12 protein-coding genes and 1 pseudogene are annotated in these 12,561 nt (G+C 73.0%); 9 read left to right on the plus strand and 4 right to left on the minus strand.

What is annotated here, in order from left to right:
* Nucleotides 1–48 precede the first annotated feature (48 nt).
* The 3 genes from ACFV9M_RS00345 to ACFV9M_RS00355 all read left to right on the plus strand — a co-directional run bounded on the left by ACFV9M_RS00345 (nucleotide 49) and on the right by ACFV9M_RS00355 (nucleotide 3,863).
* Complete coding sequence (locus ACFV9M_RS00345; protein WP_385062037.1) at nucleotides 49–1,509, plus strand: multidrug effflux MFS transporter; 1,461 nt, start codon at nucleotides 49–51, stop codon at nucleotides 1,507–1,509.
* A 56-nt stretch (nucleotides 1,510–1,565) separates the two neighbouring features.
* A complete protein-coding gene (locus tag ACFV9M_RS00350) occupies nucleotides 1,566–2,630 on the plus strand; it encodes a serine hydrolase domain-containing protein (protein ID WP_385062039.1) in 1,065 nt (354 codons plus the stop codon).
* 270 nt (nucleotides 2,631–2,900) lie between these two features.
* Complete coding sequence (locus ACFV9M_RS00355; protein ID WP_385062257.1) at nucleotides 2,901–3,863, plus strand: small ribosomal subunit Rsm22 family protein; 963 nt, start codon at nucleotides 2,901–2,903, stop codon at nucleotides 3,861–3,863.
* A gap of 15 nt (nucleotides 3,864–3,878) precedes the next feature.
* Here ACFV9M_RS00355 and ACFV9M_RS00360 read toward each other — a convergent pair whose 3' ends face one another.
* Nucleotides 3,879–5,519 carry an alkaline phosphatase D family protein gene (locus ACFV9M_RS00360; protein ID WP_385062041.1) on the minus strand — a complete coding sequence of 547 codons (1,641 nt, stop codon included), beginning with the start codon at nucleotides 5,517–5,519 and terminating at the stop codon, nucleotides 3,879–3,881.
* A 146-nt stretch (nucleotides 5,520–5,665) separates the two neighbouring features.
* Between ACFV9M_RS00360 and ACFV9M_RS00365 the strand changes: the two genes are divergently transcribed.
* The 3 genes from ACFV9M_RS00365 to ACFV9M_RS00375 all read left to right on the plus strand — a co-directional run bounded on the left by ACFV9M_RS00365 (nucleotide 5,666) and on the right by ACFV9M_RS00375 (nucleotide 9,228).
* A complete protein-coding gene (locus ACFV9M_RS00365) occupies nucleotides 5,666–6,469 on the plus strand; it encodes an SDR family oxidoreductase (protein WP_385062042.1) in 804 nt (267 codons plus the stop codon).
* Nucleotides 6,470–7,015: 546 nt separating this feature from the next.
* Nucleotides 7,016–8,497, plus strand: coding sequence for an ABC transporter permease (locus tag ACFV9M_RS00370; RefSeq protein WP_385062044.1), 1,482 nt, complete (start codon nucleotides 7,016–7,018; stop codon nucleotides 8,495–8,497).
* 44 nt (nucleotides 8,498–8,541) lie between these two features.
* Nucleotides 8,542–9,228, plus strand: a complete 687-nt coding sequence (locus ACFV9M_RS00375; protein ID WP_385062046.1) for an ABC transporter ATP-binding protein — start codon at nucleotides 8,542–8,544, stop codon at nucleotides 9,226–9,228.
* 169 nt (nucleotides 9,229–9,397) lie between these two features.
* On the opposite strand, the gene ACFV9M_RS00380 is transcribed toward ACFV9M_RS00375, so the two are convergent.
* A complete protein-coding gene (locus tag ACFV9M_RS00380) occupies nucleotides 9,398–9,724 on the minus strand; it encodes a nuclear transport factor 2 family protein (RefSeq protein WP_385062048.1) in 327 nt (108 codons plus the stop codon).
* Between the two features lie 134 nt (nucleotides 9,725–9,858).
* Here ACFV9M_RS00380 and ACFV9M_RS00385 point away from each other — a divergent pair, with 134 nt between their 5' ends.
* The gene (locus ACFV9M_RS00385; protein ID WP_385062050.1) at nucleotides 9,859–10,404 is read left to right on the plus strand and encodes a DoxX family protein; all 546 of its coding nucleotides are present in this window, start codon (nucleotides 9,859–9,861) and stop codon (nucleotides 10,402–10,404) included.
* Nucleotides 10,405–10,426: 22 nt separating this feature from the next.
* The gene (locus ACFV9M_RS00390) at nucleotides 10,427–10,909 is read left to right on the plus strand and encodes a MazG-like family protein (RefSeq protein ID WP_385062052.1); all 483 of its coding nucleotides are present in this window, start codon (nucleotides 10,427–10,429) and stop codon (nucleotides 10,907–10,909) included.
* Here the strand turns inward: ACFV9M_RS00390 and ACFV9M_RS00395 are convergent.
* Together ACFV9M_RS00395 and ACFV9M_RS00400 are read right to left on the minus strand one after the other, a co-directional pair.
* Nucleotides 10,805–11,017 (minus strand): annotated as a pseudogene (locus tag ACFV9M_RS00395) (DUF397 domain-containing protein); the annotation flags it as partial. The gene ACFV9M_RS00390 and the pseudogene ACFV9M_RS00395 overlap by 105 nt on opposite strands.
* Nucleotides 11,010–11,804: a helix-turn-helix domain-containing protein gene (locus ACFV9M_RS00400; protein ID WP_385062053.1), complete on the minus strand. Its 795-nt coding sequence runs from the start codon at nucleotides 11,802–11,804 to the stop codon at nucleotides 11,010–11,012. The gene ACFV9M_RS00400 and the pseudogene ACFV9M_RS00395, both read right to left, overlap by 8 nt.
* A gap of 126 nt (nucleotides 11,805–11,930) precedes the next feature.
* On the opposite strand from ACFV9M_RS00400, the gene ACFV9M_RS00405 reads away from it, so the two are divergent.
* On the plus strand, nucleotides 11,931–12,410 hold the full coding sequence (locus ACFV9M_RS00405) for an ATP-binding protein (RefSeq protein ID WP_385062055.1): 480 nt from the start codon (nucleotides 11,931–11,933) through the stop codon (nucleotides 12,408–12,410).
* The last annotated feature ends 151 nt before the right edge of the window (nucleotides 12,411–12,561 follow it).

Raw genomic sequence — 12,561 nt, forward strand, 5'->3', positions numbered from 1 at the left:
AGCTGAGAGCATAGGTCCCGAAGACGTCGGAGAGGGAGGGGCGGCCAGATGCCCGAGGGTGGGGCGCCGATACCGGGCGGCTCGGACACGGTCGACACGGTCGACACGGTTGACACGGTCGACACGGTTGACACGGTCGACACGAAGACAGAACAGACGGAACAGACGGCACGAACGGAGCAGGCGGACCGTGCCGGGCGGGCGGGCCGAACGGGGTCCTCGGGAGGCCGGGCGGAGCCGTCGTCCGCCGAGCGGCGGACCGGGCTGCTCGTCGTCCTCCTCCTGGGTGGTCTGACGGCCACTCCCCCGCTGGCGATGGACATGTACCTCCCGGCGCTCCCGGAGGTCACCCGCTCCCTGCACGCGCCGGCCGCGACCGTGCAGCTCACGCTGACCGCCTGCCTGGCCGGCATGGCCCTCGGGCAACTGGTGGTCGGGCCGATGAGCGACCGCTGGGGGCGCCGGCGTCCCCTGCTCGGCGGACTGGCCGTGTACGTCCTGGCCACCGCCCTGTGCGCGCTGGCGCCCACCGTCGGCCTGCTGATCGCGTTCCGGCTGGTGCAGGGTCTCGCGGGCGCGGCCGGCATCGTGATCGCGCGTGCGGTGGTGCGGGACCTGTACGACGGCGTGGCGATGGCCCGCTTCTTCTCCACCCTGATGCTGGTCTCGGGGGTGGCCCCGGTGGTGGCGCCGCTGATCGGCGGGCAGATCCTGCGGGTGACGGACTGGCGGGGCGTGTTCGTGGTCCTGACGGTGGTCGGGACGCTGCTGGCCTGCCTGGTGGCGGCGCGGCTCCCGGAGACCCTGCCGCCCGCCGAACGCCACTCGGGCGGGGTGGGCGAGGCCCTGCGCTCGATGCGCGCTCTCCTCGCCGACCTGCCCTTCACCGGCTACCTCCTCACCGGCGGCTTCGCCTTCGCCGCCCTGTTCGCCTACATCTCGGCCTCGCCGTTCGTCGTCCAGGAGATCTACGGCGCCTCGCCGCAGACGTACAGCCTGCTGTTCGGCCTGAACTCGATCGGGCTGGTGGTGGTCGGCCAGGTCAACGGCAAGGTGCTGGTGGGCCGGGTCCGGCTGGACCGGGTGCTGGTCGTCGGTCTGGTGGTCGTCGCGCTGGCGGCGACGGCGCTGCTGCTGATGGCGGCCGGCGTGTTCGGCGAGGTGGGGCTGGCCCCGGTGGCCGCCGCGCTGTTCGTCCTGATGTCCGCGATGGGCGTCGCCCTGCCCAACGCCCAGACGCTCGCCCTGATGCGGGTCCGCCACTCCGCGGGCTCGGCGTCCGCCCTGCTGGGGACGTCCTCCTTCCTCATCGGGGCGATCGCCTCGCCGCTGGTCGGGATCGCCGGCGAGGACACCGCCGTGCCGATGGCCGTCGTGCAGCTGGCGGCCACGCTGGTGGCGCTGGTCTGCTTCGCCGGCCTGTGCCGTCCCCGGAGCGGCCCGGCTGCGGCGGAGAACGGACGCGCCGCCCGCGCGGGCGGGGCCGAGCACCGGGGAGCGGACAGCTGAGCGCACCGCGGCTGCGCGTCGACACCCCGGAGCGGGCCGGGCTCGACCCCGAGGAGATGCGGCACCTCGCGTGGGACGTCGAGGGCCTCACCCGGGGCGCCCGCCCCTGGGCGGCCGGCGCGGTCGTGGTCGCCGGACGCGGCCCGGTGATCGCCGTCCAGCGGGCGGCCGGCTGGGCGGTGCGCTACGCGGCGTACGACCCCGAGGCCGGCGCGGGCGTGGAGCTGCCGCCCGCCAAGCGCGTCGCGACGACCGTGGACACGCCGTTCGACCTGGCCTCCCTCACCAAGCTGTTCACGTCGGTCGCGGCGGTCCAGCAGATCGAGCGGGGCACGCTCGGCATCGACACGCGGATCGGCGCCTACCTGCCGGACTTCCGCGCGGCCGCCGCCCACGGCGTCACCGTCCGCCAGTTGCTCACCCACACCTCCGGGCTCCGTCCCGAGCTGCCGCTGTACGACTGCGCGGACGGCACGGAGCGCCTGGAGCTGCTGCGCGCCGAGGCGCCGGTGGGCGAGCCGGGCACGTACCGGTACTCCGACCTGAACATGCTGCTGCTCCAGCAGCTCCTGGAGCGGCTGACCGGGCGCGGCCTGGACGTCCTCGTGCGCGACGGGATCACCCGGCCGCTGGGCATGACGTCGACCGGTTTCGGGCCCTGCCCCGGCGCGGCGGCCACCGAGGACCAGCGGCGCCCGTGGGCCAAGGCCGACCGGGGTCCGCTGCGGGGCGTGGTGCACGACGAGAACGCCTGGGCGCTGGGCGGGGTGGCCGGTCACGCGGGCCTGTTCTCCACGGGCCGCGACCTGGCCGTGTTCTGCCGGGCCCTGCTCGCGGGCGGCGCGTACGGGCCCGCCCGCGTCCTCGGGCCGGACTTCGCGGAACTGCTGCTGACGCCGCCGGGGCTGGGGTTCGCGGTGGACCAGCCGTGGTTCATGGGGGAGCTCGCCGGCCGGGGTGCCGCGGGCCACACGGGGTTCACGGGGACGTCGCTGGTGCTGGACCCGGCGACGGACGGTTTCCTCATCCTGCTGGCGAACACGGTGCATCCGGTGCGCCGGACGCCGGACAGCGCGCCGCGGGCCCGGGCGGGGACGCGGCTGGCGAGAGCGGTGCGGTGAGCGCGCCGGCCCGGTGACGGGCGGCCCAGCGGTGCGGTGAGCCCGCCCGCCCCGTGGCGGAGGGGCCCAGCAGTGCGGTGAGCCCGCCCGCCCCGTGGCGGAGGGGCCCAGCAGTGCGGTGAGCCCGCCCCGTGGCGGAGGGGCCCAGCAGTGCGGTGAGCCCGCCCCGTGGCGGAGGGGCGTCGGCCGCCCCGCGGGGGACGGCGGGTCGGGGCCGGGCGCGGGACCTGAGAAAATCGTGGGGTGAACGTCTCCGTATCCGCCTCCGAGATGCTCCGTGGCGCCCTCACGGATCTCCTCGACGGGCTCCCGCCCAAGCAGGCCGCGCAGGCCGTGGACCGGCTGATCGCCAACTACCGGGGCGCCACGCCCACCGACGCGCCCATCCTGCGCGACCGCGCCGATGTCGCCGCCTACGCCGCGTACCGCATGCCGGCGACCTTCGAGGCGGTCCGGTCGGCGCTGGAGGCGTTCGCGGACGCCGTGCCCGGGTGGGTGCCCGGCGGCCATGTGGACGTCGGCGGCGGCACCGGCGCGGCGACCTGGGCGGTCGAGGCGACCTGGGGCGGACAGCGCCCGGTGACCGTCCTGGACTGGGCGGAGCCGGCGCTGGCCCTGGGCCGGGAGATCGCGGGCGCGAACCCGGCACTGCGGGACGTGAGCTGGCAGCGCGCCCGCATCGGCGCGGCGCTCGCCCTCGACGCCACCGACCTGGTCACCGTCTCCTACGTCCTCAACGAGCTGTCCGCCGCCGACCGCGCCGCCCTGGTGGACGCCGCCGCGGCCGCCGCGCGGGCCGTGGTGATCGTCGAGCCGGGCACCCCGGACGGCTACGCACGCGTCATCGAGGCCCGCGGCCGGCTCGTCGCCGCCGGTTTCCGGGTCGCCGCGCCCTGTCCGCACAGCGCCGCCTGTCCGATCGCGCCGGGCACCGACTGGTGCCACTTCTCGGCACGGGTCAGCCGTTCCTCGCTGCACCGGCAGGTCAAGGGCGGCTCCCTGCCCTACGAGGACGAGAAGTTCTCCTACGTCGCCGCCGCCCGCTTCCCCGTGGCCCCGGCGCCCGCCCGGGTGGTCCGGCGACCGCAGATCCGCAAGGGCCAGGTGCTCCTCGACCTGTGCGGGGCCGAGGAGCGGCTGGAGCGGACGACGGTGACGAAACGCCACGGCGAGCTGTACCGGGCGGCACGGGACGCCGACTGGGGCGACGCCTGGCCGCCGCAGGCGCCGTAGGGCGGTCCCGGCGGGTCAGGCCGGCTTGAGTCCCTGCTCGCCCACCTCGGTGACGAAGGACGCGGCGGTGGTGACCGGCGCGCCCGTGCGGGTGATGTAGGGGACGGTCTTGAAGTCGGCGCGGGCGAGGTCGCGGCCGAGGGCGACGGTGACGTAGCCGCGCCGCCCGTTGTAGAACTTCAGGTGCGGGTTGGCGGCCGTGTAGGTGGCCCAGTTGGCGGGCTTCTCGGCGCCGTCGCGGCCGCTGGCGATCGAGGTGGCCACGATCTCCGTGCCCAGCGTCCGGGACGCCGGGTCGTCGAAGTCGTCCTTGATGTCGAAGGCGTACCCGACGTGCACGTCACCGGTGAGGACCATGAGGTTGTCGACGCCGGCGGCGAGCGCGCCGTCCAGGACGCGGCGGCGGGAGGCGCGGTAGCCGTCCCAGGCGTCCATCGAGAGCTTGGCGACCGGGTTCAGGTCCAGCTTCCGCTGCGAGAACGTGACCTGCTGCGGTACGACGTTCCACAGCGCCCGTGACGTGCGCCAGCCGTCGAGCAGCCAGCGCTCCTGCGTGGCGCCGGTCATGGTGCGGGACGGGTCGTCGATGTCGGGGCCGGGGAGCTGGGCGCCGTCGCCGTAGGCCTGGTCGGAGCGGTACTGGCGGGTGTCGAGGACGTCGAACTGGGCGAGGTCGCCCCAGTGCAGGCGGCGGTAGAGCCGCATGTCGGAGCCGTCGGGGAGCTGGGGGCGGCGCAGCGGCTGGTTCTCCCAGTAGGCGCGGTAGGCGGAGGCGCGGCGCAGCAGGAACTCCTCCGGCGGGACGGTGTTCTCGGGGGTGTCGCCGGCGTAGTTGTTCTCGGTCTCGTGGTCGTCCCAGGTGACGACGAAGGGGTGCGCGGCGTGCGCGGCCATCAGGTCGGGGTCGGACTTGTAGAGGGCGTACCGCAGGCGGTAGTCCTCCAGGGTCACCGTCTCGTGGTTGAACAGGTCGGGGAGCGTGCGGTCGGTGTAGTTGCGGTAGTTGCCGACCGAGTTGACGGCGTACTCGTAGAGGTAGTCGCCGAGGTGGAAGACGACGTCGACGTCGTCCTGGGCGAGGTGGCCGTACGCGGTGTAGTAGCCGTCGGCGTAGGCCTGGCAGGAGACGGCGGCGAGTGTGAGGTCCGCGACGCGGGAGCGGGTGGCGGGCGCGGTGCGGGTGCGGCCGGTCGGGCTGATCCAGTCGCCCACGCGGAAGCGGTAGTAGAAGACGCGGTCGGGGTCCAGGTGGCCGGCCTCGACGTGGACGGTGTGGTGGAACTCGGGGTGGGCGGTGACCGTGCCGCGTCTGACGGCGCGTCGGAAGTTCTCGTCGTGGGCCAGTTCCCAGCGGACGGTGACGCGTTCCGCGGGCAGGCCGCCGTCGGGCTGGTAGGGGACCGGGGCGAGGCGGGTCCACAGGAGCACGGAGCCGGGCAGCGGGTCACCGGAGGCCACCCCGAGGGTGAAGGGGTCGTCGGTGATCCGGGCGGGGTCGAGTTCGGCGGCGGCCGCGGCGCCGGCGGCGGGCAGGTTGACCGCGAAGGCGAGGGCGGCGGCCGCTCCGGTGACGGTGAGGAAGCGGCGGCGGCCGATGTGGCGGGCGGCGGCGCGGAGTTCGGGGGCGTGCTGGGACGGGCGTGCTGCGGGTGTCATTCCGGTCCTCCCCAGAAAATGGATGCAGGAGGCATTGGAATGGCCGGGGACGACCCCGGGACGACACCGGAGGGGCGCGCACCCGACAGTCGGGTGGCGGACGAACGCGTTCCGCATCACGTGGCCCTGCCGTACGCTGCGGGCCCATGAACGCCGAGCGAAGTGCCGGGAGTGCCGGACAGTCGAAGATCGCCGTGGTCACGGGCGCCGGTTCCGGCGTCGGCCGCGCCGTGGCCGTGGAACTGCTGCGCACGGGCTGGTCGGTGGCCCTGGCGGGCCGCCGCGCCGAGGCCCTGGAGGAGACGGCGGCACTGGCCGCCGAGACGGCGGCACTGGCCGCCCCGGAGGCCGGGTGTCTCGCCGTACGGACGGACGTCTCGCGCCCCGACGACGTGGCGGCCCTGTTCGCCGCGGTGCGCGACCGGTTCGGCCGGCTCGATCTGCTGTTCAACAACGCGGGCACGTTCGGCCCCGGCGGCGTGCCCGTCGAGGACCTCCCCTACGACGCCTGGCGGCACGTGGTGGACACCAATCTCAACGGGGCGTTCCTGTGCGCGCAGGCGGCGTACCGGCAGATGAAGGAGCAGAGCCCGCAGGGCGGCCGGATCATCAACAACGGCTCGATCTCCGCGCACACGCCCCGCCCGCACTCCGTCGCCTACACGGCGACCAAGCACGCCCTCACCGGCCTCACCAAGTCGCTGTCGCTGGACGGGCGGCCGTACCGCATCGCGGTCGGGCAGATCGACATCGGCAACGCGGCCACCGACATGACGGCCCGGATGGCGACGGGCGCGCTCCAGGCCAACGGGGAGACCGTGCCGGAACCGGTGATGGACGTCGCCGACGTGGCCCGCACCGTACGGCACATGGCGGAGCTGCCGCTGGAGGCGAACGTGCAGTTCGCGACGGTCCTGGCGACGGCGATGCCGTACGTGGGCCGGGGCTGACCGCCCGCCCCACAGGTCGCCAACCGGCCTATCTGCACAAGCGGATCTGCCCCTTCCGACCCATTGCGCCCGGTAGCGGCCTTATGCTCGGCTCACCTCCACCGAACGTTCACACTTGAGGCAAGAGCGTTCCGCCGAGCCACACCGAGGGGGAGGGGCAGCCGTTCCACGGCACCGGGTGGGGGTGGACCCCGCGCGCAGCCGCGGGGTACGCACCGGACCGTGGAACGGCTGCCGCACCACCGGAGCGGCACGCTCCCGCACACACCGCAGACGGCCGCCGCACCTGCCGCAGACGGCCGCGGCACACACCGTCAGCGGCTTCCGCACACACCGTCGGCGGCCTCCGCGTGCCCTCGCCGCGCTCCGCGCGCCGCAGGAGCACTTCGGGCATCCTCGGGGCACTTCGGACACCCTCAGGGAATTCTCATTCCACACCGCGGTATTCCCAGGCCTTGCACATCCTTTACCCATGCCGACTCAAAGGTTTCTCCCTAATTTGATGCCGCGCCCACAGCGGGCGCCAAGAACCTTACGAGGAACGGGATGTTTGGCATCTATCTCAAGCGCGAGCTGGGCCGGCGCAAGAAGGCGGCCCTGGTCATCGCACTGGGTCTGGCGCTCGGTATCGCGCTGGTCATCACCGTCAACTCGGTGTCGGCCGGCATGACACAGGCACAGGACAAGGTCCTGCAGTCGCTCTACGGCCTCGGCACCGACATGACCGTCACCAAGGCCCGTACGGCGCCCACCGGAAACAGCTCCCAGGGCCCCAGATTCGAGTTCGACGCCTCCTCCGACGAGGACGAGGAACAGAGCTCGGACCGTGTGATGACGCAGGGAGGTCAGGCCCTGGAGTCGTCGCTCGTGGCGAAGGTCGCGAAGCAGAAGGGCGTGGCGTCCGCGGTCGGCGCGCTCACCCTGAACGTCACCAAGGTCGACGGCTCCTTCACCCGGGGCGAGGCGCAGAGCTCCTCCGGCGGCCAGTCGCAGGGCCAGGGCGGCCCGGGCGGCGGCAGCAGCGGCAACAGCACCGCGGCCCCGCAGGTGCAGGGCGGCGGCGCCTCCTTCGACGTCAACTCGTACTCCGTGGCGGGCGTCGACGTCACCGACCAGGACCTCGGTCCGCTGGCCGGCACGAGCATCACCTCCGGCAAGACCTTCACGTCCGCGCAGGCCGACGCCGAGGTGGCGCTGGTCAGCGCCTCGTACGCCAAGGAGAACTCCTACAAGGTCGGCTCCACGCTGACCATCTCCGGCACCAAGTACAAGGTCATCGGCGTCGCGACGCCCGAGAGCAGCGAGTCCACCACGGACGTCTACCTGCCGCTGAAGCAGGCGCAGACCCTCGCCGACGCGGCGGACCAGGTCACCACCATCTACGTCAAGGCGACCGACTCGAAGCAGATCGACACCGTCAAGGCGGCGATCCAGAAGAACATCTCCGGTACGACGGTGACGACCTCCGCCGACCTCGCGGACACGGTCTCCGGCTCCCTCTCCACCGCCTCGGACCTGGCGGCCGGCGTCGGCAAGTGGCTGTCCATCGCCGTGCTCGTGGCCGCGTTCCTGGTCGCCGCGCTGCTGACCTCCTCCGCGGTGTCCCGCCGGGTGCGCGAGTTCGGCACGCTGAAGGCGCTGGGCTGGCCGAGCCGCCGGGTGACCCGGCAGGTGGTCGGCGAGTCCATCGTCAACGGCCTCCTCGGCGGCGTCCTCGGTATCGCGCTCGGCCTGGCCGCGGCGTACACGGTGACGGCGATCAGCCCGACGCTGACCGCGGAGCTCGGCACCACCGGTGGCGGCGGCATGGGCGGCGGCGGCATGGGCGGCGGCCCGGGCGGCGGCGGTGGCGCGGGCGGCCAGTCGGCCGGCAACACCCTGGAGATCGCGCTCTCCGCGCCCGTCTCCCTCACCACCATCGCGCTCGCGGTCGGCCTGGCGGTCGCCGGCGGTCTCATCGCCGGTGCCATGGGCGGCTGGCGCGCCTCCCGGATGCGCCCGGCGGACGCCCTGCGCAGCGTTTCCTGACCGGCCGCCATCTCCCTCACGGATTACGGATCACGGAGAAGTCCATGTACAAGCTCACCGGCGTGACCAAGCGCTACACGCGGGGCAAGGAGACGGTCGAGGCGCTGCGCGGCATCGACCTCACGATCGAGGACGGCGACCAGCTCGTCATCCAGGGACCGACCGGCGGCGGCAAGTCCACGCTGCTGCAGATGATCGGCGCTCTGGACCGCCCGTCCGAGGGCAGCGTCGAGCTCGACGGCGTCGACCTGGCCCGCCTCGGCGAGGCGAAGCTGACCCGGGTGCGCGCCGAGAACATCGGCATCATCTTCCAGGCGTTCAACCTCATCCCCACCCTGACCGCCCAGGAGAACGTCGAGACGGCCCTGGTGCCGCTCGGCGTGAAGCCGGCCGAGCGGCGCGAGCGCGCGGCGGAGGCCCTGCGGTCGGTCGGCCTGGGCGAGCGGCTGTCGCACGTCCCGTCCGAGATGTCGGGCGGCCAGCAGCAGCGTGTCGCCATCGCCCGCGCGCTGGTGAAGAAGCCGAAGGTCCTCCTCGCCGACGAGCCCACCGGCAACCTCGACGAGGGCACCCGCGACGACATCATGGCCCTGCTGGAGGGGCTGTGGCAGGAGTACGGCCTGACCTTCATCATGGTCACCCACGACTCGTCCATCGCCCGCCGCGCCCCGCGCCTGGCCACCATCAAGGCCGGGCAGCTGACGCTGAAGGAGCAGGCGGTCAGCCGCTGACCCGCCCCGGTCGGCTCCTGACGCGCCCTGCTGGGACGCGCACCCGAAGGGCCGCTCACCGCCCGAGCATCAGGTCGGCCTCGGCCGTCCGCTCGCCGGTGAGCGGCCCGCGCGCGTTCACGTGCGTTCACACGTGTCCCCGACTCCGCAGGCCGCACGGGCCCGGCGGCTATGCCTGCCCGGTCTCGAAGCGGGAGATCCGCCCGTCGTCCTCCACCTCGAACCGCCACTTGGTGCGCATCTCGCCCCAGGTGTCGTTGCTGTAGCGGGCGAGGAGGACCCGGCCGCCGTTGGACTCGTTGTCGACCTCCAGGTGGCCGTGGGAGGAGAAGATCTCCCGCTCGGTCCACTCGGCGAGGTCGCGGTCGGAACCGTCGTCCGCCATGGTCGCGTCGGCCGTGAGCAGGCTCATGAAGGCCTCCCGGTCGTGCGCGTTCACCGCGGAGACGAAGGCCCGCACGGCCGGGTCGGTGAGTCTTCCGGTCTGGATCGTCATACGGCTCACCTTCACACCGCCCTCCGCACCCCGCCACCCGAACGGCGCCCGGACGGGGCGGGACGGCCCGAGCAATGCCACGGTGGTAACCGCCCCCGTCCGTTCCCTCCATCCCCTCCTCTCCGGGAGTCACCGTGACCTGTTTCGACCGACGTGATCTGGGACTGCTGCTGCTCCGGCTGGGCACCGGCGGAGTGCTGGTGGCCCACGGCACGCAGAAGCTGTTCGGCTGGTTCGGCGGACACGGCCTGGAGGGCACCGGCCAGTACATGGAGTCCGTCGGCTACGCCCCGGGCCGGGCGAGCGCGACGGCCTCGGGCCTGGCGGAGGCCGGCGGCGGTGCGCTGCTGGCGCTGGGCCTGGCCACCCCGGCGGCGGGCGCGGCGGCGGCCGGCGCGATGGCGGGCGCGGCCGCGGTGCACGTACCGAACGGCTTCTTCGCTCAGGAGGGCGGCTACGAGCACGCGGCCACCCTCGGCCTCACCGGCGCGTCCCTGGCCGTCACCGGCCCCGGCCGCCTCTCCCTCGACCACGTCCTCGGCCACGCCGTCAACCGGGGCTGGATGGTCCCGACGGCCCTCGGCGTGACGGCGGCGGCCACAGCGGTGGTCGTGGGCCTGCGCACCCGGCGGCTGCGTCGCCGTCAGGAGGGCGAGCAGGAGGCGCTGTTCGAGGAGTGACCGCCGGGGGCAGGCTGCGCGCATGACCGACAGCACCCCGCCCCCACCGCCCCCCGCGCCCGCCCCCTCCCCCACCTCACCCACCGACCTCTGGGCGACCGTCGACGCCCTGTGGGCCTGGCTGGACGCCGATCAGCCGATCGCCGGCCGGGAGGGCCTGCTGCTGCGCATGCTGAAACTCTCCGAGGAGGTCGGCGAGGCCGCCCAGGCGGTGATCGGCGCGACCGGCCAGAACCCCCGCAAGGGCACCAGCCACACCTGGGAGGACGTCGAGGCCGAACTCTGCGACGTCGTGATCACGGCACTGGTGGCACTGCGGACGCTGACACCGGACGCCCGGGAGGTGTTCGGGCGGCATCTGCGCCGGGTGGCGGAGCGGTCACTGGCGCGCTCAGGACCGGAGGTCGCCGGCCTTGACCGCCGTGACGAACGCCGACCAGCCGGCTGTCGAGAAGACCAGGGCGGGCCCGTCGGGCGCCTTGGAGTCACGGACAGGGGTGCCTGAGGGGTGGCCGTCGAGCACCTCGACGCAACTGCCGCCTTCGCTGTTGCTGTAGGAGGACTTCCGCCAGCCTTGCAACTCGGCAGCATGCACGATGATTCGGTCAGTCATGGCGTCCGTAATCCTTCGCTGTCGCCCTCAGCAGGGTCAGAGACTCCTTCAGCGGCAGTGCGTCGCTCAGTGCGAGATCGTACCGACCATGCAACTCCTGCACCATGGACGGGGTATCGTGCAGCTTCCCCATGCGTAGGCCCTCACCGTACGCAACGGGTGGCTGGTCCTCGAAAGACATCAGCGTGAGCATGCCGTCCATCAGCGGGTGGAAGCCAAGCGCGAACGGCATCACATGCACTCGGACACGGTCGCTCTCCACCAGACCGACGATGTGCATGATCTGCTCTGCCATGACGTCGGGGCCACCGACTGCACGCCGCAGCACGGCTTCGTCGAGCAGCACCCAGACCACGGGCGTCACCGGATCGCACAGAACCTTCGCGCGCTCGAGTCGGGTGACGACAAGACTGTCACGTTCCGCTTCGCTCACAGGGGGGAACGACGTGGCCAAAACCGCACGTGCGTACCTCTCTGTCTGGAGGATCCCGGGGACGTACGACAGGGCGAACTCACGGATCACCACCGCCTGCTGTTCGAGCAACCGAGCCGCCTCGAAGTACTCCGCGACCGCCGCGCCCCTGTCCGGCAGGAAGCTGCTCAGCACATCCCCGGTGTTCAGTGCCCTGTCCAGCCGCCGCGCGTCCTCCTTGGACGGGACGCGGCGGCCGGCCTCGATGTGCGAGATGTGCGAACGGGTCATGATCGCCTGGTCCGCCAGCTCCTGCTGCGTCAGCCCGGCCGCCTCCCGCTGAGCCTTCAACCAGTCCCCATAGATATTGCTCAACGTCATCTCCCGCGCGACAGAAGCGTTGTCACCTGCTGACCTCTGGTGAGCGTAGCCGCTCCGTCTCACTCTGTAAGCGGATCGCTACACAGCGATGCCCACCACACCGACCGGAGTCCGACGAACGTGCTGCCCTCCCCCGCGACCACCCCCACCCCCACCCCCACCCCCACTCCCACTCCCACTCCCGGCCACCGCTTCAGGATCCAGCTCAGCTCCACCCGTCGAGGTGCCCGTCTCGCCCGCCTCCTCGTGGAGCGGCAGCTCGAAGAATGGGGCCTGCCCCGCACCGCTCCCGTCACACGCGCCGTCGTCGCCATCACCGCCGAACTCGCCGCGAACGCCGTCACCCACGGCCGCACCCCCGGACGGGACTTCGAGGTGCGCCTCTCCCTCTCCGCGGCCCGAGCCCGCGTCGAGGTGAGCGACACCCGCCCGGACCGCCTGCCGCCGCTGCCCGGCGGTACGCCCTCTGCCACATCGCCGCCGCCCGACACGTCGACCAGCGGTCGCGGCCTCCTCCTGGTCGACTCCTTCGCCACCCGCTGGGGTTGCGATCCACGCGGCGAGTTGGTCAAGACCGTCTGGGCCGACGTGTCCCGGTGACGAACCCGGCCCGCAGGAGAAGAAGCCCACGGCGCCCGTACGCGAGGCGGAGTCCGGACAGGAAGACGGACGGGGATCCGCTCTCTCCGCGACCCGAACGGCTCACCGGGCCGAAGCCGCTGACCGCCTCGCCCGTGAAGGCGACGACGTG

Origin of the sequence: Streptomyces sp. NPDC059895 (assembly GCF_042731035.1) — a bacterium.
Classification (GTDB): Bacteria; Actinomycetota; Actinomycetes; order Streptomycetales; family Streptomycetaceae; genus Streptomyces.

Bases quoted from the DNA above. Each gene is read 5' to 3' on its own strand.
- ACFV9M_RS00345 (WP_385062037.1), top strand. From the start codon at position 49: ATGCCCGAGGGTGGGGCGCCGATACCGGGCGGCTCGGACACGGTCGAC.
- ACFV9M_RS00350 (WP_385062039.1), top strand. From the start codon at position 1,566: ATGCGGCACCTCGCGTGGGACGTCGAGGGCCTCACCCGGGGCGCCCGC.
- ACFV9M_RS00355 (WP_385062257.1), top strand. From the start codon at position 2,901: ATGCTCCGTGGCGCCCTCACGGATCTCCTCGACGGGCTCCCGCCCAAG.
- ACFV9M_RS00360 (WP_385062041.1), bottom strand. From the start codon at position 5,519: ATGACACCCGCAGCACGCCCGTCCCAGCACGCCCCCGAACTCCGCGCC.
- ACFV9M_RS00365 (WP_385062042.1), top strand. From the start codon at position 5,666: ATGAACGCCGAGCGAAGTGCCGGGAGTGCCGGACAGTCGAAGATCGCC.
- ACFV9M_RS00370 (WP_385062044.1), top strand. From the start codon at position 7,016: ATGTTTGGCATCTATCTCAAGCGCGAGCTGGGCCGGCGCAAGAAGGCG.
- ACFV9M_RS00375 (WP_385062046.1), top strand. From the start codon at position 8,542: ATGTACAAGCTCACCGGCGTGACCAAGCGCTACACGCGGGGCAAGGAG.
- ACFV9M_RS00380 (WP_385062048.1), bottom strand. From the start codon at position 9,724: ATGACGATCCAGACCGGAAGACTCACCGACCCGGCCGTGCGGGCCTTC.
- ACFV9M_RS00390 (WP_385062052.1), top strand. From the start codon at position 10,427: ATGACCGACAGCACCCCGCCCCCACCGCCCCCCGCGCCCGCCCCCTCC.